The organism is Methyloversatilis sp., assembly GCF_030698125.1.
Classification (GTDB): domain Bacteria; phylum Pseudomonadota; class Gammaproteobacteria; order Burkholderiales; family Rhodocyclaceae; genus Methyloversatilis.
Genome location: NZ_JAUYNV010000047.1, coordinates 1 through 19,127 on the forward strand (window position 1 = coordinate 1; position 19,127 = coordinate 19,127).

Sequence of the window (19,127 nt, forward strand, 5' to 3'; positions counted from 1 at the left end):
TCGCCTGCGGGGCAGGCTCCTACGAAAAACAGCGACAGTCTTGCCGTTCGTAGGAGCGGACCCTGTCCGCGATGCGCACGTTGAGCAAGCGATGTCGCGTGTCTGAAGACCGGATCGCCTGCAGGGCAGGCTCCTACGAAAAACTGCGACGGTGTTGCCGTTCGTAGGAGCGGACCCTGTCCGCGATGCGCGCGTTGAGCAAGCAATGTCGCATGTCTGAAGACCGCATCGCCTGCGGGGCAGGCTCCTACGAAAAACTGCGACGGTGTTGCCGTTCGTAGGAGCGGACCCTGTCCGCGATGCGCACGTTGAGCAAGCAATGTCGCATGTCTGAAGACCGCATCGCCTGCGGGGCAGGCTCCTACGAAAAACAGCGACAGTCTTGCCGTTCGTAGGAGCGGACCCTGTCCGCGATGCGTACGTTGAGCAAGCGATGTCGCGTGTCCGAAGACCGCATCGCCTGCGGGGCAGGCTCCTACGAAAACCTCGACGGCTCCATGATTGGCGCCGCTTTTTCGCAGGAGCGACCCTGTCCTGCATAGGGAGCTCGGGTCAGCGATGCCGCACTTCAGGCAGCCACGGCCGCCTGCAGCCCCCGCGGGCTCCGCACCATTGAGCTCCTGCGCTTACTGCTCCTTCGCGTGGGCGGCGAGTTTCAGCCAGGTTTCGACGACGGTGTCGGGGTTGAGCGACATGCTCTGGATGCCTTCGTCCATCAGCCACAGCGCGAAGTCGGCGTGGTCAGACGGGCCCTGGCCGCAGATGCCGACGTACTTGCCCATCTTGTTGGCGGTGCGGATGGCCATCGACAGCAGCATCTTCACGGCCGGATCACGCTCGTCGAAGGCGCCGGCGACGAGGCCGGAGTCGCGGTCGAGGCCGAGCGTGAGCTGGGTCAGGTCGTTCGAGCCGATCGAGAAGCCGTCGAAGTATTCGAGGAACTGCTCGGCCAGCAGTGCGTTGGACGGGATTTCGCACATCATGATGAGGCGCAGGCCGTTCTCGCCACGCTTCAGGCCGTGTTCGCCCAGCAGCTTCACCACTTCGGCCGCCTCGCCCAGATTGCGTACGAAGGGCACCATGATTTCGACGTTGGTCAGGCCGAGCTCGTTGCGCACGTAGCGCATGGCGCGGCATTCCAGTTCGAAGCAGTCGCGGAAGCTGTGCGCGATGTAGCGCGACGCGCCGCGGAAGCCGAGCATCGGGTTTTCTTCGTCCGGCTCGTAGATGTCGCCGCCGAGCAGCTTCTTGTATTCGTTCGACTTGAAGTCGGACAGGCGCACGATGACCGGCTTGGGCCAGAAGGCGGCGCCGATGGTGGCCACGCCCTCGACCAGCTTGTCGACGAAGAAGGCTTCGGGGTTCGCGTAGCCGCGCGCGCGGCGGCGGATTTCCTCGCGCAACCGGGCCGGTGCCTGGTCGATTTCTAGGATGGCCTTCGGGTGGATGCCGATCGTGTTGTTGATGACGAATTCGAGCCGCGCCAGACCCACGCCTTCGTTCGGCAGCTGCGCGAAATCGAAGGCCAGTTCGGGGTTGCCGACGTTCATCATGATCTTCAGATCGAGGTCGGGCAGGTTCGACAGGTCGGACGTGACCACTTCGAAATCCAGCCGGCCGCGATAGATGTTGCCGGTGTCGCCCTCGGCGCAGCTGGCGGTGACCAGTTCGCCTTCGGTCAGCGTTTCGGTCGCGTCGCCGCAGCCGACGATGGCCGGAATGCCCAGTTCGCGCGCGATGATGGCGGCGTGGCAGGTGCGCCCGCCGCGGTTGGTCACGATGGCGGCGGCCTTCTTCATGACCGGCTCCCAGTTCGGGTCGGTCATGTCGGTGACGAGCACGTCGCCGGCCTGCACCTTGTCCATTTCGGACGAGCTTTCGACGATGCGCACCGGGCCGGCGCCGATCTTCTGGCCGATGGCGCGGCCGCTGGCCAGCACCTTGCCGTACTGCTTGAGGCGGAATTTCTGCTGCGTCATGCCGGATTCGTGCGACTTCACGGTTTCCGGGCGCGCCTGCAGGATGTAGAGCTGGCTGTCGATGCCGTCCAGGCCCCACTCGATGTCCATCGGGCGGCCGTAGTGCCCCTCGATCGTCATCGCGTAGCGCGCCAGTTCGAGCACCTGCGCGTCGGTCAGCGAAAAACGCTGGCGTTCGGCGTCGGACACATCGACGGTCTGCACGCTGCGGCCGGCCGATGCACTGGCGGTGAATTCCATCTTGATCATCTTGCTGCCGAGGTTGCGGCGGATGACCGCCGGGCGACCCTGGGCCAGCATGGGCTTGTGCACGTAGAACTCGTCCGGATTCACCGCGCCCTGCACGACGGTTTCGCCCAGACCATAGCTGGACGTGATGAACACGACGTCGCGGAAACCCGATTCGGTGTCGAGCGTGAACATGACACCAGCGGCGCCCTTGTCCGAACGCACCATGCGCTGCACGCCGGCCGACAGCGCAACACCCGCGTGCATGAAGCCCTTGTGTGCGCGGTAGCTGATCGCGCGGTCGTTGTAGAGCGAGGCGAACACTTCGCGGATCGCGTGCAGCACGTTGTCGATGCCGGATATGTTCAGGAAGGTTTCCTGCTGGCCGGCGAAGGACGCGTCCGGCAGGTCTTCGGCGGTGGCCGAACTGCGCACCGCGAACGAGCCGTTGCCGGCGGCATCCAGCTCGGCATACGACGCGCGGATGCCGGCTTCGAGTGCGGCCGGGAAGGGCGTGTCCATCATCCACTGACGGATCTGCGCGCCGGTGCGCGCGAGCGCATTCACGTCATCCACATCCAGCGCTTCGAGAGCGGCATGGATGCGATCGGCCAGCGCGTCCTGTGCGAGAAACTCGCGGAAGGCCTCTGCCGTGGTGGCAAAGCCGCCGGGTACGCGCACTGACTTGGGCAACTGGCTGATCATTTCGCCCAGTGACGCATTCTTGCCACCGACGCTTTCGACGTCGGTCATGCGCAGCTGTTCGAACGGGATGACGTAGCGAGACATGGGTATCCTCTCTTGAACATGGGGCGATCGCTTGTTGCGGCGACCGTGCATTTCTCCGATGCACCGGTTGGGTGCGCGGAAACGCGGTATTTTAATTAATGTCGGTGGTGCACTGCGGAAAATTTTGCGCCGACTGTGCGGTTTGCGCACCGAACTGGATCAGAACACATCATGAGAACCGTCTTTTTCATTTCCGACAGCACCGGCATCACGGCCGAAACGCTGGGCCGCAGCCTGCTTTCGCAGTTCGAGGGCGTGAAGTTCCGGCACACCCGCGTGCCTTTCGTCGATTCGGTCGATAACGCGCTCGACTGCGTCGAACGCATCACCGAGTCGCAGATGCGCGACGGCGTGCGGCCCATCGTGGTCACGTCCATCGTCAATGCCGAAGTGGCGCGCACCGTGCGACAGGCCGACGCGCTCTTTCTCGATCTGTTCGAGCACTTCGTCGGGCCGCTGGAAGATGAGCTGGGGCAGGCGGCCAATCACAACGTCGGCCGGCAGAAGGGCGCGGAAGAAAGCGCCGATTACCAGAATCGCATCGAGGCGATCAATTTTTCGCTGGCGCACGATGACGGCATGTCGCACAAGGAACTGGAAAAGGCCGACGTGATCCTGGTCGGCGTGTCGCGCTCGGGCAAGACGCCGACCAGCCTGTACATGGCGATGCAGTTCGGCGTGAAGGTCGCCAATTACCCGCTGATTCCGGAAGATTTCGAGCGTGGCAAGCTGCCGACCGAACTGGTGAAGTACCGCAGCAAGCTGTTCGGCCTGACCATCGCGCCCGAACGGCTGTCGCAGATCCGCGAGGAACGGCGGCGCGGCAGCCAGTACGCCTCGCTCGCCAACTGCCGCTACGAAGTCGATGCGGCGCAGAAGTTGATGCGCATGGAAGGCATACGCTGGCTCGAATCGACCCACAAGTCGATCGAGGAGATTGCCGCCGTGGTGCTGCAGGCGGTGCATGTCGAGGACGACAGCTGACGCGCCGATGACGCTGTGTGTTGCTTTGTGGTGCAATGGCCGCCCGCACGATCCCGCTCCGCCCCATGTTCAATCCCACCCGCGACCAGGCCCGGCAGTTCTTTCTCGACACCTGGGCCAAGCGCAACAGCGGCCAGCCGCTGACGCAGATGGAAACCATCGCGCTGACGCTGATCGGCCGCCACCCGGAATACCACGCGCTGCTCGACCAGGGCGAGCGCGCGCTGACGCGCGAATACCCGCCGGAACTGGGTGAGACGAATCCTTTCCTTCACCTGTCGCTGCATCTGGCGATCGAGGAGCAACTGGCCATCGACCAGCCACCCGGGCTGCGCGCCGCCTTCGAGGCGCAGCGCGCGAAGATGGGTGACGAACACGAGGCGCTGCACCGGGTGCTCGACTGCCTGGGCGAGAGCATCTGGCGCGCCCAGCGCGATCGCCAGCCGCCCGATGGCGCGGCCTACGTGGCCTGCGTGCGCGCCGGGCTCGATGACTGATTTCTTTTTTTGACGACACAATGACCGACAAGACCGGACACATCCTTCCCACCGAATTCCACGGCCAGCCTGCGCTGTCGCTCGAAGCGGCCGACGGCGCGCGCTGCGTCGTCAGCCTGTTCGGCGGTCACATCCTGTCGTGGGTCCCGGCCGGCGGCAAGGAGCGGCTCTACCTGTCGCCCGAGGCGCGCTTCGATGGGCAGGCGGCGATCCGCGGCGGCATCCCGGTCGTCTTTCCGCAGTTCGCGGCGCGCGGCGACGGGCCGCGCCACGGTTTCGCGCGCACCCGGGTGTGGCAACTGACCGAACAACGGGCAGCCGCCGATTTCGTCACCGTGACGCTGACGCTGCAGGATGATGCGGCGACGCGCGCACTGTGGCCGCATGCCTTCCTGCTTGAACTGACGGTCATGCTGAGCGGCAACCGGCTCGACCTCGAACTGAGCGCGGAAAACACCGGGGATGCGCCTTTCGTGTTCGCCGCCGCGCTGCACACCTATCTGCGCGTCGGCGAAGTCGAAAACTGCCGTGTCGAAGGGCTGCGCGGCAAGCGCTACCTGGATGCGACCGCGGGCGATCGGGCGACGCAGGACAAATTCGATGCGGTGGTGGTCGAGGACGAAATCGACCGCGTGTATGTCGGCGCGCCCGACAGCGTCGTGCTGAACGAACCCGGCCGCGCGCTCGGTCTGCAGAGCACCGGCTTTACCGATCTTGTCGTGTGGAATCCCTGGGAACACAAGGCGCGCGCGCTGACCGACCTGCCGGACCGCGACTTCCGCCATTTTCTGTGCCTCGAACCGGCACTGGCCGACAAGCGGCTCGAACTGGCGCCCGGCGCGCTGTGGAGCGGCCTGCATACGTTGGTCGCGGCTTGAGGGCGAGGGGAAAGGGGCTAGGGGATAGGGGGTGACGGTCAGCCGGCGTCCTCGCGGATCCAGCCGATGCGTCCCTGTGTAGCGTCGTTCAGGCGCGTCATGAAGGCTGCGGCTGCGGGTTCGGGCAGGCTGATGCGCATGTCGACCAGCGAGTCGTGGCTCACCGCGTCCAGCGTGGCACCGGCGGCGTCGATTTCGCGCCGCACGGTGCCTTCGAGCGCGTAGGGCAGGGTGCAGCGCAGCGCGATGCGGCGGGTCAGCGGCACCTTGGTCGCCGTCAGCAGCGCCTGCGCCACCGCGTCGGTGTAGGCGCGCACCAGGCCACCCGCGCCGAGATTGATGCCGCCGTAGTAGCGCACCACGGTTGCCAGCACGCCTTCCAGATCCTGATGGCGCAGCACTTCGAGCATCGGCCGACCGGCCGTGCCGCTGGGCTCACCGTCATCGACCGCCGCCGACTGCCCGCCCGCCAGCAGCGCCCAGCACACATGCGTCGCCCCCTGATGCTGCCGCCACAGCTCGATCACCCGCGCCTGCGCCGCCGCGCGGTCCCGCATCGGCTCGACGCAACCGATGAAGCGGCTCTTCTTGATGAGCAGTTCGCTGTGAACCGCGGCGGCAAGGGTGTTCGACATGGCGGCGCAGCTTACCGGCAGTGCCTGCCGCGCGATACCCGTCTTCGAACATGCAGCATCACAGAAGCCACGTTCTCATCGCCTGCAGGGCAGGCTCCTACGAAGGGCAACACCGTCGCGGTTTTCGCAGGAGCCTGCCCTGCAGGCGATGCCGGTCTCCGATGACGCGACGCCGCGTGATCAACGCTCGGATCGCGGACGGGGTCCGCTCCTGCGAACGGCAAGACTGTCGCTGTTTTTCGTAGGAGCCTGCCCTGCAGGCGATGCCGGTCTCCGATGACGCGACGCCGCGTGATCAACGCGCGGATCGCGGACAGGGTCCGCTCCTACGCAGGGCGAACACCGTCGCGGCTCTGGTCGGGGCCTTTCGGGGCCGGTTCTGCACACCCGATAACTCCGGTTACAATGCTGCCATGCAACAAAACCTATCCTTCTGCGGCCTGCGCCCAGCCGGTCCGCCATAGCGTCCTCGCGCTGCCGCTGCCGCTGGCGCTCCGATCGCGAGCGCCGTGTCCATCCGTTCCCCCGATATTCGTGCCGCCCCGCCTCATGCGGGCGCGTGCTCCCGTCCCGTGCAGGCGGAACGCCCAAGTCTTCAGGATTCAACATGTCCATCAAAACCCTGCGCCAGGACTGGCTGTCAAACGTGCGCAACGATCTGCTGGCCGGCCTGGTGGTCGCGCTGGCGCTCATTCCCGAGGCGATCGCCTTTTCCATCATTGCCGGTGTCGATCCCAAGGTCGGGCTGTATGCCTCCTTCTGCATCGCCACGGTGATTGCCTTCGTCGGCGGCCGGCCGGGCATGATTTCGGCGGCCACCGGCGCGATGGCATTGGTCATGGTGTTGCTGGTGAAGGACCACGGTTTGCAGTACCTGCTGGCCGCCACGCTGCTCACCGGCGTGCTGCAGATCGCGGCCGGCGTGTTCAGGCTGGGAGCCCTGATGCGCTTCGTGTCGCGCTCGGTCATCACCGGCTTCGTCAATGCGCTGGCCATTCTGATCTTCATGGCGCAGCTGCCCGAACTGACCGGCGTCGGCTGGCAGGTGTATGCGATGACGGCCGCCGGACTGGGCATCATCTACCTGTTCCCGTACGTCACGAAAGCGGTGCCGTCGCCGCTGGTCACCATCGTCGTGCTGACCGCGGTGGCCATTGCGCTCGATCTGGACATCCGCACCGTGGGCGACATGGGCGAGTTGCCGGACAGCCTGCCGGTGTTCCTCATTCCCGACATTCCGCTGAATTTCGAAACGCTGCGCATCATCTTTCCGTACGCGTTGACGCTGGCCGTCGTCGGCCTGCTGGAATCGATGATGACCGCCTCCATCGTCGACGACCTGACCGATACCGGCAGCAACAAGAACCGCGAATGCGTGGGCCAGGGCGTGGCCAATATCGCCAGCGGCTTCATCGGCGGCATGGCGGGCTGCGCGATGATCGGCCAGTCGGTGATCAACGTGAAATCCGGCGGCCGCGGCCGGCTGTCGACGCTGACCGCGGGCGTGGTGCTGCTCATGCTGGTGGTATTCGCCGGCGACTGGGTGGCGCGCATTCCGATGGCCGCGCTGGTGGCGGTGATGATCATGGTGTCCATCGGCACCTTCAGCTGGAGCTCGCTGCGCAACCTGCGCGAGCACCCGGCCAGTTCCAGCGTCGTCATGCTGGCCACCACGGTCATGACCGTGCTGACGCACGATCTCGCGCAGGGTGTGCTGGTCGGCGTGCTGCTGTCCGGCTTTTTCTTCGCGCACAAGGTCGGCCGCATCCTGCACGTCACGTCGCAGACCGGCGACGAAGGACGCGAGCGTACCTACCGCGTCAGCGGCCAGGTGTTCTTCGCTTCCGCCGACCGCTTCGTCGCCGCCTTCGACTATCGCGAAGTGATCGACTGCGTGCGCATCGACGTCAGTCGCGCGCACTTCTGGGACATCACCGCGATCAGCGCACTCGACAAGGTGGTGATCAAGTTCCGCCGCGAAGGCACCGAGGTCGAGGTGATCGGCATGAACGAAGCCAGCGCCACGCTGGTGGACCGGTTCGCCGTGCATGACAAGGATGGCGCCGACATGCTGATGGGAGGCCACTGATCATGAATATGGACAACAAGGTGCTTGCCTGCGTCGACCAGTCGCCCTGGGCCGATCACGTCGCCGACTACGCCGCCTGGGCCGCACAGCGGCTCGACGCGCCGCTCGAATTCCTGCACGTGATCGACCGCCACCCCGAGCGCGGTTCGGGCAAGGACCACAGCGGCAGCATCGGTGTCGGCGCGCAGGAGGCGTTGCTGACCGAACTGAGCGAACACGACGCCGCCTTCGCCCGCACCGCGCGCGAACAGGGACGCGTATTCCTGAACCGGCTGCGCGAGCGCGCCACCGGTGCGGGTGCCGGCTGCATCGACACCCGGCAACGCTACGGCGAACTGGAAGCCACGCTGGTCGAACAGCAGCAGGACGTGCGCCTGCTGGTGATCGGCCGGCGCGGGGAATCTGCCGCGACAACGCAGCGCGACCTCGGCCGCAATGTCGAACGTGTGGTGCGTGCACTGACCCGCCCCATCCTCACTGTCACCGACGCCTTCCGTGCGCCGCAGAAGGTGCTCGTGGCGTACGACGGCGGCGGCATCACGCGGCGCGGCATCGACATGCTGGCTGCCAGTCCGCTGCTGCGCGGCCTAGACGTGCATGTGCTGATGGCCGGCCCCGAGCGGCTGAGTGCGCCGAAGGACATCGAGCAGGCCTGCGCCACGCTGACCGCCGGTGGTCTGACCGCAAGCGGCCGCATCATCCCGGGCGACCCGGAACAGGTGATTGCGCAGTACGCTGCCAACGAGGGGATGGACCTGCTGGTGATGGGCGCGTGGAGCCACTCGCCGCTGCGCAGCCTGCTGTTCGGCAGCAAGACGTCCGACCTGCTGCGCTCGGCGCGCCTGCCGGTGCTGCTGTTGCGCTGATCAAGCCGGAGGGGGCGGCCTGTGAGCGGCGGCCTGTGGGAGCGGCAGAGGTTTTGTGGGAGCGGCGATCCACTGCCGGCCCTGCGAGGCCGGCCGGCTATGCGGGCGGCGAGCAGTGCTCGCCGAAACCCCCGCTCCGCCCCCGCCACGATCTGCACGCTGCAAAGTGACCATCGCGACACTGATCGCGGCGGGGACGCCGCACAGCCCATCCCACAGCCCTCATCCAACCGGCTCAGCACAACGACACTCTGCCGACTCCGGCGGCGACGTCCGGATCGCGGCGCGTGTTCCGGCTTGTGCTCAGCGGATACCGTCGGTCGATAGCGCTTCGTGGCAGTGCTGCGGCAGCACCATGTTGCGTGACGGATCGTCGATGGCGGTGGCGCGGATGAACGGGGCTTGCGACAGTACGCCGCCGAAAATCGTGGCGAAGGCGACGTCGGCAGCGTCGCGGCCGGTGCCCAGGCGTACCAGTCCCATCGGGATGGCGGTGCCGGACGGATCGAAGATGTACCAGCGGTCGCCCAGATACACCTCGACGTAGGCATGGAAGTCCGGCGGGCCGAGTACCGGGTCGGCGCCGTAGTCGGTGCCGGTCACGAAGCGGGCCGGAATGTTGATGGCGCGGCACAGCGCGATCATCAGGTGGGCGAAATCGCGGCAGATGCCGGCGCGCTCGATCACGGTGTCGACGGCGGAGGTGCTCGAATTCGAGCTGTTCGACGTGAATGCGACATGGCTCAGCACCCAGTCGCGGATCGCCTGCACCCGGCTGTGGCCCTGCCACATGTTGCCGAATTCGCGCGTCGCCAGACGGATCAGCCGGTCGGACTGGCAATAGCGGCTGGGGTAGATGTAGCCCATCACTTCTGGCGGCAGGCGGTGCACCGGCACTTCGGACAGTTGTGCCGGATCGGCCCAGTGATGCACCAGATCGACCGTCGCCTGGTATGAAACGGTGAGCGGCCCGGGCTCGGCGCGCAGCCGCATGTAGCGGTTGTCGGTCAGCGGATCGACGTGGATGTGCGGCTCGATCGGCTGACTCAGCGACAAGACTTCGTTCGACACGGTCTGGCTGGGGGTTTGCGCGACATGGATGTTGAAGACGAAGTCGGCGCCCTGGAAGTCGATCTGGTAATTCAGTTCAATCTGCAGTTCGATGCGGATCATGGTGCGGGCTCCGCGGGATAAAGGTCGCAGGCGCGACCTCGGAAGTTGTGTGAAAGGGTGGGCGCAACGGACAGGTCAGAGCAGGCCGTCACAGCACCCACGGGGAGCGAAGCATGACGCGTGCCACTGCAAAATTCCGTGCGCTGTCGAACATACAGTGATCCGCCGCAAGCCCACAGTCGTCTCTTTGAATGCGACCGTGGCTGCCTTGAGCCGGCTGAAGTCGCGGCCAGCGCCCGCTTCGAGGCAGCGTTCCAGGGTCGCCGGGCCATCTCACTGAAGGCGCAGCGCCCGCAAGCTATCGGGGCCTGCGCTTTAGTCAGTCTGTTGATCCATTGCATTACGTGTCACCTTGAAAAAATCCTTGCTGGTCATCAACGCGGGTTCGTCGAGCATCCGCTTTGCGCAGTTCGAACTTGCCGCGGGCGCGCTGCCCGTTCGCGGCATGCAGGGCCATATCGAAGGTCTGGGTCGCACGCCGCAACTGGTCGTTCATGACCGGCTGGGTGGTTGCGTGACGCAGCGCGCGCTCGACCCGGGCGGCGATGTGGCGGCCGACCACGCCAGCGCGCTGGCTGCACTGTTCGATTGCATCGCCGGACCTGACTGGCCCGACGGCCCGTCCGCGGTCGCACATCGCATCGTGCATGGCGGGCCAGCCTTTGTACGCCCGATGCGCGTCACGTCCGATGTGCTGGCGCAGCTGCAGGAACTCGTGCCGCTGGCACCGCTGCACCAGCCGCACGGGCTGGCCGCACTGTGCGCTGCAGCGGCCCGCTGGCCCGAGGTGCCGCAGATCGCCTGCTTCGACACCGCCTTTCATGCCACGCGCTCACCGGTCGAACAGGCGTTCGCACTGCCGCAGCCGCTGCGCGACGCCGGCATCCGGCGCTACGGGTTTCACGGCCTTTCCTACGAATACATCGCCGGCGTGCTGCCGCTGCATCTGGGGGGACTGGCCGGCGGGCGCGTCGTGGTGGCGCATCTGGGCAACGGTGCCAGCCTGTGCGCGATGCGTGGCCGCAAGAGCGTGGCAACCACCATGGGCATGACGCCGCTCGACGGCCTGATGATGGGCACGCGCTGCGGCCGCATCGATCCGGGCGCCGTGCTGCATCTGATCCGCGGGCTCGGCATGACGCCGGACGAAGTCGAAACCCTGCTGTACAGGCACTCGGGGCTGCTGGGCACCTCCGGCATTTCGGGTGACATGCGCGTGCTTGAAGCCAGCACCGAGCCGGCGGCCGGTTTCGCCATCGACCTGTATGTCCATGCGATCACGCGCGAACTGGGCGCCATGGTCGCGTTGCTCGGCGGCCTCGACGCACTGGTATTCACCGCCGGCATCGGCGAACACAGCGCACGGATCCGCGAACGCGTGTGCCGCGACGCCGCCTGGCTCGGGATCGAGCTGTCGGCCGGTGCCAACGACGCGGGTGAAACGCGCATCAGCACGCCGCGCAGCCGCGCTTCGGCCTGGGTCATTCCGACGCACGAAGCGCGCGTGATCGCGCACCAGGCTGGCGCGCTGCTGGATATCTGAACGCCCCACCGCAGCGCATCGCTGCGGGTGCGTCAGCGCACAGACCATCCGGCGCAGGCCGCGCAGGCTGCCGCGAACGAGTGCTGCCGGGAAGCCTTGCCCGGCAGGCCGAAGTGATCCACGGGAGCCTGCATGACGCCTATACAGCACGTGCGCGACGCCGGCCAGAGTCTCTGGCTGGACAGCATCAGCCGCAGCCTGATCGATGACGGTCGGCTGGCGCGCTATATCGACCAGTACGCCATCACCGGACTGACGTCGAATCCGGCCATTTTCGACGCCGCACTGGGTGAGGGCGGTGCCTACGACGAAGACATCCGCGTCGCTACGCGCGACGGCCTGTCGGGCGAAGCGTTGTTTGCCGGACTGGCGCTGGCCGACCTCAGGCGTGCCGCCGCGCTGCTGCGTCCCAGCTTCGACGCCAGCAGTCATGCCGACGGCTGGGTGTCGATGGAGGTGTCGCCGCTGCTCGCTGCCGACAGTGCTGCAACCGTCGCCGCAGCGCGGCAGATCCATGCCGACGCGGCATGCGCCAATCTGCTGGTGAAGATTCCGGGTACGCCGGACGGCTTGCCGGCGATCGAACAGACCGTGTTCGCCGGCATTCCGGTCAATGTGACGCTGCTGTTTTCGCGCGAGCAGTATCTGGCCGCCAACGACGCCTGCCTGCGCGGCATCGAGCGGCGCATTGCGGCCGGGCTCGACCCGAAGGTCGCGACCGTGGCGTCGCTGTTCGTGAGCCGGTGGGACGTGGCGGCCAACAGCGTGATTTCGGTGTCGCTGCAGAACCGGCTGGGCATTGCCGTCGCCCGTCAGGTTTGGCGCAGCAAGGTCGAAACACAGGCGTCGCCGCGCTGGCAGGCGGTGCTGGCGAGCGGTGCCATGCCCCAGCGCCTGCTGTGGGCCAGCACCGGCAGCAAGGATCCTGCCGTGTCCGACACCCTTTATGTCGATGCGCTGATCGCACCCGGCAGCATCAACACCTTGCCCGAAGCCACCTTGCTGGCATTCGCCGACCACGGCCGGCCGCAACCCGACATGCCGGACGACGGCGGCGATTGCGACGCGGTGATCGCGCGCATCGATGCTGCAGGCGTGAAGGTTGCGCTGCTGGCCGACCGGCTGCAGCGCGATGGCGTGGGGGCGTTCGCCAAGGCGTGGCGGCAATTGCTCAAGCGCATCGAAAGCCGCACCGGCGTCGCACCCCGGGTGGCCGTATCGTGACCGCCTCGCTGCTGGAACGCGCGCCGCGCGACGCCTTGCTCGCTCGCATGCATGCGTGGTGGCGCGCCGCCAACTACCTGTCGGTGGGGCAGATCTATCTGCGCGCCAATCCGCTGCTCGAAACGCCTCTCACGCGCGAACACATCAAGCCGCGCCTGCTCGGCCACTGGGGCACCACACCCGGTCTCAATTTCCTTTACGTACATCTGAACCGGCTGATCAAGGAGAACGACCTCGACCTGATCAACATCATCGGTCCGGGGCACGGCGGGCCGGCGCTGGTTGCGTCGACCTATATGGAAGGCTCGTACAGCGAAACCTATCCGGCGATCACGCAGGACCGCGCGGGCATGCAGGCGCTGTTCCGCCAGTTTTCCTGGCCGGGCGGCATTCCGAGCCACGTCGCACCGGAAACGCCCGGTTCGATCCACGAGGGCGGCGAGCTGGGTTACTCGCTGGCGCACGCCTATGGCGCAGCCTTCGACAACCCGGGGCTGATCGTCGCCTGCGTCATCGGCGATGGCGAGGCGGAAACCGGCGCGCTGGCCGCGAGCTGGCACTCCAACAAATTCCTGAATCCGGCGCGCGACGGGGCAGTGCTGCCCATCCTGCACCTGAATGGCTACAAGATCGCCAATCCGGCGGTACTGGCGCGCATCGGGCGCGATGAACTGGCCGACCTGTTGCGCGGCTACGGTTACGCGCCGCATTTCGTGTCGGGCGATGATCCGATGACGATGCACCGTGAGCTGGCCGACACGCTGGACGCCATGCTGGCGGACATCCGCGCCATCCAGACCGCCGCGCGGGCAGGCGATGCGCCGGTGCCGCCGCCGCGCCCGTGCTGGCCGATGCTGGTATTCGAGTCGCCCAAGGGCTGGACCGGCCCGGCCGAGGTTGACGGCCTGCCGTCCGAAGGCACCTGGCGAGCGCATCAGGTGCCGATCACCGATTTCAGCAAGCCGGAACACGTTCGCCAGCTGGAAGACTGGCTGCTCAGCTACCGGCCGGAAGAGCTGTTCGATCACGCCGGCGCGCTGTATCGCGAGATTGCGAGCCTCGCGCCGTCGGGCTCGCGTCGCATGGGTGCCAACCCGCACGCCAACGGCGGCCTGCTGCGGGTGCCGCTGCGCATGCCGCCCTGGCGCGACTTCGCCGTGGCACTGGCTGCGCCCGGCGCGGTCCAGGCCAGCGCGACCAGCGTGCTGGGCAGCTTTCTCGCCGAGGTGATGACCACGAATCTGTCGGCGCGCAATTTCCGCGTGTTCGGGCCGGATGAAACCGCGTCGAACCGCCTGGGCGCGGTGATCGACGTGACCGGCAAGGCCTGGATGGCCGAGCGCGAGGCGGTCGATATCGACCTGTCGGCCGATGGCCGGGTGATGGACGTGCTGAGCGAACACCTGTGCGAAGGCTGGCTGGAAGGCTATCTGCTGACCGGCCGCCACGGCCTTTTCTCGTGCTACGAAGCGTTCATCCACATCATCGATTCGATGTTCAACCAGCACGCCAAGTGGCTCAAGGTGTGCAACGACATCCCGTGGCGTGCGCCGATCGCGTCCCTCAACTATCTGCTGACCTCGCACGTCTGGCGGCAGGACCACAACGGCTTTTCGCATCAGGACCCGGGCTTCATCGATCACGTCGCCAACAAGAACCCGGACGTCGTGCGCATCTACCTCGCGCCCGACGCCAACTGCCTGCTGTCGATCGCCGATCACTGCCTGCGCAGCCGCAACCAGGTCAATCTGATGATTGCCGGCAAGCAGCCGGAATGGCAGTGGCTGGACGCCGAAGCCGCCGCGCTGCACTGCGCGGTCGGCGCCGGGATCTGGCACTGGGCGGGCACCGGGCACGACGACGAGGCGCTCGAACCCGATGTGGTGATGGCCTGCGCCGGCGACGTGCCGACGCTGGAAACGCTGGCCGCCGTGATGCTGCTGCGCGAGTACGTGCCCGACATCCGCATCCGCGTCGTCAATGTGGTCGATCTGATGGCGCTGCAGCCGGCGTCCGAACACCCGCACGGCCTGAGCGATACGGCTTTCGACGCGCTATTCACGTGCGACGCGCCCATCGTGTTCGCCTTCCACGGCTACCCGTGGCTGATCCATCGCCTGACCTACCGGCGAACCAATCACGACAAGCTGCACGTGCGCGGCTACAAGGAAGAGGGCACGACCACAACGCCGTTCGACATGGTGGTGCTGAACCACATGGACCGATATCAGCTCGCGCTCGACGCGATCTGCCGCATTCCGCGGCTGGCCGATCAGGTGGATGAGGCCAGGGCAAGGCATCGCGCCAGCATTGCCGCCCACAAGGCATGGATCGCCGAATACGGCGAAGACCTGCCGGACATCCGCAACTGGCGCTGGCTGGCCGCGCCGCCCGATGTTCCGCTCAGGTTGCCTTGAGGGCCGGCAGCAGCCGGTCGTACTCGGCTTTCACGACGGCGTAGCACTCGCAGGTACGCTTTTCCAGCCCGGCGCGGTCGAGCACCGTGATGTGACCGCGCCGGTAGCTGATCAGGCCGCACTCCTGCAGCCGGCCGGCGGCTTCGGTCACACCTTCGCGGCGCACGCCGAGCATGTTGGCGATCAGTTCCTGCGTCATGACCAGCTCGTTGGTCGGCAGCCGGTCGAGGCTCAGCAGCAGCCAGCGACACAGTTGCTGGTCGAGCGTGTGATGGCGGTTGCACACGGCGGTCTGCGCCATCTGCGTGATCAGTGCCTGCGTGTAGCGCAGCAGCAGGTGCAGCACCGGTCCGGCGCGGTTGAACTCCACCATCATCAGGTTGGACTTCAATCGATAGCCTTCGCCGGCGCTCTGCACCACAGCACGGCTGGTGGTCGATTCGCCGCCCATGAACAGCGACACGCCGACCAGGCCTTCATTGCCGACGACGGCAATTTCGGCCGATGCACCATCTTCCATCACGTAGAGCAGCGACACGATGGCCGTGACCGGAAAGTACACATGGCTGAGTCGGGTACCCGACTCATACAGCACCTTGCCCAGCGGCATGTCCACCGGTTCCAGGTTCGGAAGCCAGCGTTCCCACTCGGCATCGGGCAGCGCGGCGAGCAGTTCGTTGGTGCGGGCGAAAACAGCAGGAGGTTTCATGAGCATCTTCAGCGGAGTCCTGTGTGGGCCCTGATCGCGTATCGATCAAGGCCATCCAAGGTAGGGCAGGGGCCTCTTCAACCAGGGTTACGCCGATGAATCGAAGGGCGCTGCAACCTTCAACAACGTGTGGTCGAGGCGCCGAAGTGCGTGAGAAGTATAGACACATCTCATGCCCGCCGCCCGCCGGGTGCGACACCGTACAGACCCTGCCAGGCCACGTGGTCATGATGCAACGCATTGCTACTGACCCTGTTGCCCCGGCGCACGCCGCGGGGCGACCGACCTGACGGAGGTGATCCAGATGCAGCCGAGTCAACTTGTTGCCCTGCATGCCGCTCAGCCGCGCGAAGCGGAGGTGCCGGATTTCGACCCCGACCTGCTTCGCAGGCACCGCATCAGGGTCCGCCGGCTGATCCGCCGCATCAAGGCGGGCTACGGCGACCCGAAAGACGAGCCCTGCACCGGGCTCGACCACGCAGCACAGCAGCACCAACCAGAGGAGATGACCATGAGCTACGAGGACAGGGACAAGCACGGCATGTACAAGGGCGAGGGCGCTGCGCCCGGGCCGCTGATGCGCCACGGCCCCGGGCCGGGCCTGATGGGGGCTGACACACTGATGGGCAACGACGTGTTCAACAAGGACGGCGAAGACTGAGGGTCTTTTGAGACTGAATCGTGGTCCGCGCGTGAATCCTGTTGCGTTCAGATCAAGACGGGCCGACGCCGGCTGACTGGCCGTCAGATCAGGAGGTCCAACGCAGAGCTGGACGCAACAGGACTCGCGCCCTCCGGGTTTGCAGCGTGCACGCCACGGACTGCGTTGCGCTCCTTGTCGGGACGGCCAGTCCCGACTTCGTCGCACGCCTTGCCCGTGGCGTGCGCGCTGCAAACGCGGACCACGATTCAGTCTCAAAAGACCCTCAGCGACATCCAGGAAATCATGCTCGACATGCGCAGCGGCAAGGTCAGTTACGCCGTGATGTCGTTCGGCGGATTTCTCGGCATCGGCGACAAGCTTTTTGCCGTGCCGTGGAACGCGCTGACGCTCGATACCGAGAACAAGCGCTTCACGCTCGACGTCGCCAAGGAGCGTCTCGAAGGCGCGCCGGGCTTCAATCAGGACTGCTGGCCCGACATGGCCGACCAGTCGTGGGCGCGGCAGATACACGATTACTACGGCACCCGTTCGTATTCGGACGATTCGAAGCTCTGAACGCAGCAGACATTTGACTGAAGATGGGGCCGGGGCATGCATCGCATGGCCCGGCCCCATCTTCATCAAGTTGTGCGGCGGCGGGGGCATCGGCCCTTACACCGCCACGCCCTGCAGCAGGTCGGCCAGTTCATCGGCGTGCTGCTCCTCCACGGCCAGTATCGATTCGAGCATGCGACGCGTGGTCGGGTCCTGTTCACCCAGATAGAGAATGAATTCGCGATAGCTGTCGATGGCGATGCGCTCGGCGACCAGGTTTTCACGAATCATTTCGGCCAGGGTGCCGCCTTCGACGTATTCGGCGTGACTGCGCGCGGTCAGCGTATCGGGCGAGAAATCGGGCGAGCCGCCCAACTGCACGATGCGTGCGGCCAGTTCGTCCGCGTGCCCCTGTTCTTCTTCCGAATGCGTCAGGAACTCGCCGGCGACCGACTGCGAATGGATGCCGCTCGCCATGAAGTGATGGCGGCGATAACGCAGGACGCAAACGAGTTCAGTCGCCAGCGCTTCGTTCAACAGCCTGAGCACCTGCGCCCGGTCGGCGTCGTAGCCGGCGGTGACGGCGCCATCTTCGACATGTTTGCGTGCGCGCTCGCGCAGGACGGCAACCTCTGACAGCTGTGATTCGGTGTTCATGGTGTTCCTCGGCAAAGGTGTCGAAAAAGCGGGCGGGTAGAGCCGGCAGGCGCGTAGAACCGGCTGATGGGTGAAACCGGCAGACCGGCCTCGCCTGGCGGGTGGCGACCGGACATCGGTCTACTCTGGTGCGATGAAACACGCCGGTCCGTGCGGTGGAACACTTAGCGCGCACACTGCGGTCCACGTTCGCCACCGCACAGACAGTCCCGGCGGCTGAGAGCTCAATAGGCCTTGTGGCGGGATACCTCGGAAAAGTGAGCCTCGCACCCCGTTTCTTCCCTGGCTTCGCGCTGCAACCCGTCAGAGGCCGGGGGCATCGTCATCGAGGAGGATTTGTCATGCTGCATTACGCCGTCGTGTTCTTCGTCATCGCCCTGATTGCCGCGTTGTTCGGTTTCGGCGGCATTGCTGCCAGTGCCGCCGGCATCGCGAAAATCCTGTTCTTCATCTTCATCGTGCTTGCCGTCGCAAGTTTCGTGTTCGGTCTTGTCCGTCGTGGATGAGGCGTTTGCGGGCCGCTGGCCACCCCTGATCAGAGAAAGCAGGCACACCATGAATGATCGCAACAGGAATGACCGTCAGGAAGGCTTTGGCGCTGCCGCCGATACCTTTGCCGATGCGCTGGCGCATACTGTCGGCGACGCGGTCCGTACTTCGAACCAGATCGCCCACCAGACGCTGGACCAACTGGCTGACCGCGTCGACAGCGCCCGGCTGCAGGCCGGGCCGGTGTTCGACCGGCTGGCGCACCGCGCCGACGAAATGAAGTACCGCGGTGCAGCGGCGGTGCGCGAGGGCTCGCAGCGATTGCGCTACCAGGCGGTACGGGCCACCGACTCGACGCTGGGCTACGTACGCCACAAGCCGGTCCAGTCGCTGCTGTTCGCCGCTGCGCTGGGCGCAGCGGTGACGCTGCTGCTGTCGGTCGTCGGACGGGCCGGAAAGCCGCGCGACTGATCGGCCGGTTGCCCGGTCCGGCATCAGCGACCCCGCAGCCGTCCGTGCTGCGCCGGGTCGAACCTTCATATCGCTTCATGTCCTGGGAGATTCCATGCCTGCCAATACCTTCCATTCCGTCAGCCCGGACCCGACCCGCCTGAATGATCACCTCAGCCAGTGCGTGGTGGCACTCGGACCGATGCATCGTGTGCGCTGCGCAGCCGAGGCGGTCGACGCCTTCCTGGCGCCGCGCTTTGTCAGCCTGCTGCTGGTGATGTCGACGCTGCTGCTCGCCGGCCTTTCGCTGTAAGAACGGCCC

General features: G+C 66.0%; 18 protein-coding genes. 13 read left to right on the top strand and 5 right to left on the bottom strand.

Annotated features, from left to right (window positions below; translation table 11 throughout):
* Positions 1-626: 626 nt before the first annotated feature.
* Positions 627-2,996, bottom strand: a complete 2,370-nt coding sequence (gene ppsA, locus Q8Q80_RS15140) for a phosphoenolpyruvate synthase (RefSeq protein ID WP_305633710.1) — start codon at positions 2,994-2,996, stop codon at positions 627-629.
* Positions 2,997-3,167: 171 nt separating this feature from the next.
* On the opposite strand from ppsA, the gene Q8Q80_RS15145 reads away from it, so the two are divergent.
* The 3 genes from Q8Q80_RS15145 to Q8Q80_RS15155 all read left to right on the top strand — a co-directional run bounded on the left by Q8Q80_RS15145 (position 3,168) and on the right by Q8Q80_RS15155 (position 5,355).
* On the top strand, positions 3,168-3,980 hold the full coding sequence (locus Q8Q80_RS15145; protein ID WP_305633712.1) for a pyruvate, water dikinase regulatory protein: 813 nt from the start codon (positions 3,168-3,170) through the stop codon (positions 3,978-3,980).
* Between the two features lie 65 nt (positions 3,981-4,045).
* Positions 4,046-4,477: a DUF1841 family protein gene (locus Q8Q80_RS15150; RefSeq protein WP_257082485.1), complete on the top strand. Its 432-nt coding sequence runs from the start codon at positions 4,046-4,048 to the stop codon at positions 4,475-4,477.
* Positions 4,478-4,497: 20 nt separating this feature from the next.
* The gene (locus Q8Q80_RS15155) at positions 4,498-5,355 is read left to right on the top strand and encodes a D-hexose-6-phosphate mutarotase (RefSeq protein WP_305633713.1); all 858 of its coding nucleotides are present in this window, start codon (positions 4,498-4,500) and stop codon (positions 5,353-5,355) included.
* A 38-nt stretch (positions 5,356-5,393) separates the two neighbouring features.
* Here the strand turns inward: Q8Q80_RS15155 and Q8Q80_RS15160 are convergent, their stop codons facing one another.
* Positions 5,394-5,990: a YigZ family protein gene (locus tag Q8Q80_RS15160; protein ID WP_305633714.1), complete on the bottom strand. Its 597-nt coding sequence runs from the start codon at positions 5,988-5,990 to the stop codon at positions 5,394-5,396.
* 607 nt (positions 5,991-6,597) lie between these two features.
* On the opposite strand from Q8Q80_RS15160, the gene Q8Q80_RS15165 reads away from it, so the two are divergent.
* A complete protein-coding gene (locus Q8Q80_RS15165) occupies positions 6,598-8,079 on the top strand; it encodes a SulP family inorganic anion transporter (RefSeq protein WP_305633715.1) in 1,482 nt (493 codons plus the stop codon).
* Between the two features lie 2 nt (positions 8,080-8,081).
* Positions 8,082-8,945, top strand: coding sequence for a universal stress protein (locus tag Q8Q80_RS15170; protein WP_305633716.1), 864 nt, complete (start codon positions 8,082-8,084; stop codon positions 8,943-8,945).
* Between the two features lie 303 nt (positions 8,946-9,248).
* Here Q8Q80_RS15170 and Q8Q80_RS15175 read toward each other — a convergent pair whose 3' ends face one another.
* Positions 9,249-10,118, bottom strand: coding sequence for a transglutaminase family protein (locus Q8Q80_RS15175; protein WP_305633717.1), 870 nt, complete (start codon positions 10,116-10,118; stop codon positions 9,249-9,251).
* Between the two features lie 352 nt (positions 10,119-10,470).
* Here Q8Q80_RS15175 and Q8Q80_RS15180 point away from each other — a divergent pair, with 352 nt between their 5' ends.
* From Q8Q80_RS15180 to Q8Q80_RS15190, 3 genes are all read left to right on the top strand, one after another.
* Positions 10,471-11,661, top strand: a complete 1,191-nt coding sequence (locus Q8Q80_RS15180; RefSeq protein ID WP_305633718.1) for an acetate/propionate family kinase — start codon at positions 10,471-10,473, stop codon at positions 11,659-11,661.
* Positions 11,662-11,793: 132 nt separating this feature from the next.
* On the top strand, positions 11,794-12,885 hold the full coding sequence (gene tal / locus Q8Q80_RS15185; protein WP_305633719.1) for a transaldolase: 1,092 nt from the start codon (positions 11,794-11,796) through the stop codon (positions 12,883-12,885).
* Positions 12,882-15,302 (top strand): phosphoketolase, encoded by a 2,421-nt coding sequence (locus tag Q8Q80_RS15190; protein WP_305633720.1) that lies wholly within the window; start codon positions 12,882-12,884, stop codon positions 15,300-15,302. Before tal ends, Q8Q80_RS15190 begins: the two co-directional genes overlap by 4 nt.
* Here Q8Q80_RS15190 and Q8Q80_RS15195 read toward each other — a convergent pair.
* Complete coding sequence (locus tag Q8Q80_RS15195) at positions 15,289-16,011, bottom strand: Crp/Fnr family transcriptional regulator (RefSeq protein ID WP_305633721.1); 723 nt, start codon at positions 16,009-16,011, stop codon at positions 15,289-15,291. The genes Q8Q80_RS15190 and Q8Q80_RS15195 overlap by 14 nt on opposite strands.
* A 304-nt stretch (positions 16,012-16,315) precedes the next feature.
* Between Q8Q80_RS15195 and Q8Q80_RS15200 the strand changes: the two genes are divergently transcribed.
* Together Q8Q80_RS15200 and Q8Q80_RS15205 are read left to right on the top strand one after the other, a co-directional pair.
* Positions 16,316-16,672: a hypothetical protein gene (locus Q8Q80_RS15200; protein ID WP_305633722.1), complete on the top strand. Its 357-nt coding sequence runs from the start codon at positions 16,316-16,318 to the stop codon at positions 16,670-16,672.
* Positions 16,673-16,888: 216 nt separating this feature from the next.
* The gene (locus Q8Q80_RS15205; RefSeq protein WP_305633723.1) at positions 16,889-17,230 is read left to right on the top strand and encodes a PRC-barrel domain-containing protein; all 342 of its coding nucleotides are present in this window, start codon (positions 16,889-16,891) and stop codon (positions 17,228-17,230) included.
* A 96-nt stretch (positions 17,231-17,326) separates the two neighbouring features.
* Here the strand turns inward: Q8Q80_RS15205 and Q8Q80_RS15210 are convergent, their stop codons facing one another.
* Positions 17,327-17,866: a bacterioferritin gene (locus Q8Q80_RS15210; protein WP_305633724.1), complete on the bottom strand. Its 540-nt coding sequence runs from the start codon at positions 17,864-17,866 to the stop codon at positions 17,327-17,329.
* Between the two features lie 341 nt (positions 17,867-18,207).
* Here Q8Q80_RS15210 and Q8Q80_RS15215 point away from each other — a divergent pair, with 341 nt between their 5' ends.
* The 3 genes from Q8Q80_RS15215 (at position 18,208) to Q8Q80_RS15225 (ending at position 19,118) form a co-directional block, all read left to right on the top strand.
* The gene (locus Q8Q80_RS15215; RefSeq protein WP_305614296.1) at positions 18,208-18,372 is read left to right on the top strand and encodes a DUF1328 domain-containing protein; all 165 of its coding nucleotides are present in this window, start codon (positions 18,208-18,210) and stop codon (positions 18,370-18,372) included.
* 49 nt (positions 18,373-18,421) lie between these two features.
* Positions 18,422-18,826: a hypothetical protein gene (locus Q8Q80_RS15220; RefSeq protein ID WP_305633725.1), complete on the top strand. Its 405-nt coding sequence runs from the start codon at positions 18,422-18,424 to the stop codon at positions 18,824-18,826.
* A gap of 94 nt (positions 18,827-18,920) precedes the next feature.
* Positions 18,921-19,118 (top strand): hypothetical protein, encoded by a 198-nt coding sequence (locus Q8Q80_RS15225; RefSeq protein ID WP_305633726.1) that lies wholly within the window; start codon positions 18,921-18,923, stop codon positions 19,116-19,118.
* Positions 19,119-19,127 lie beyond the last annotated feature (9 nt).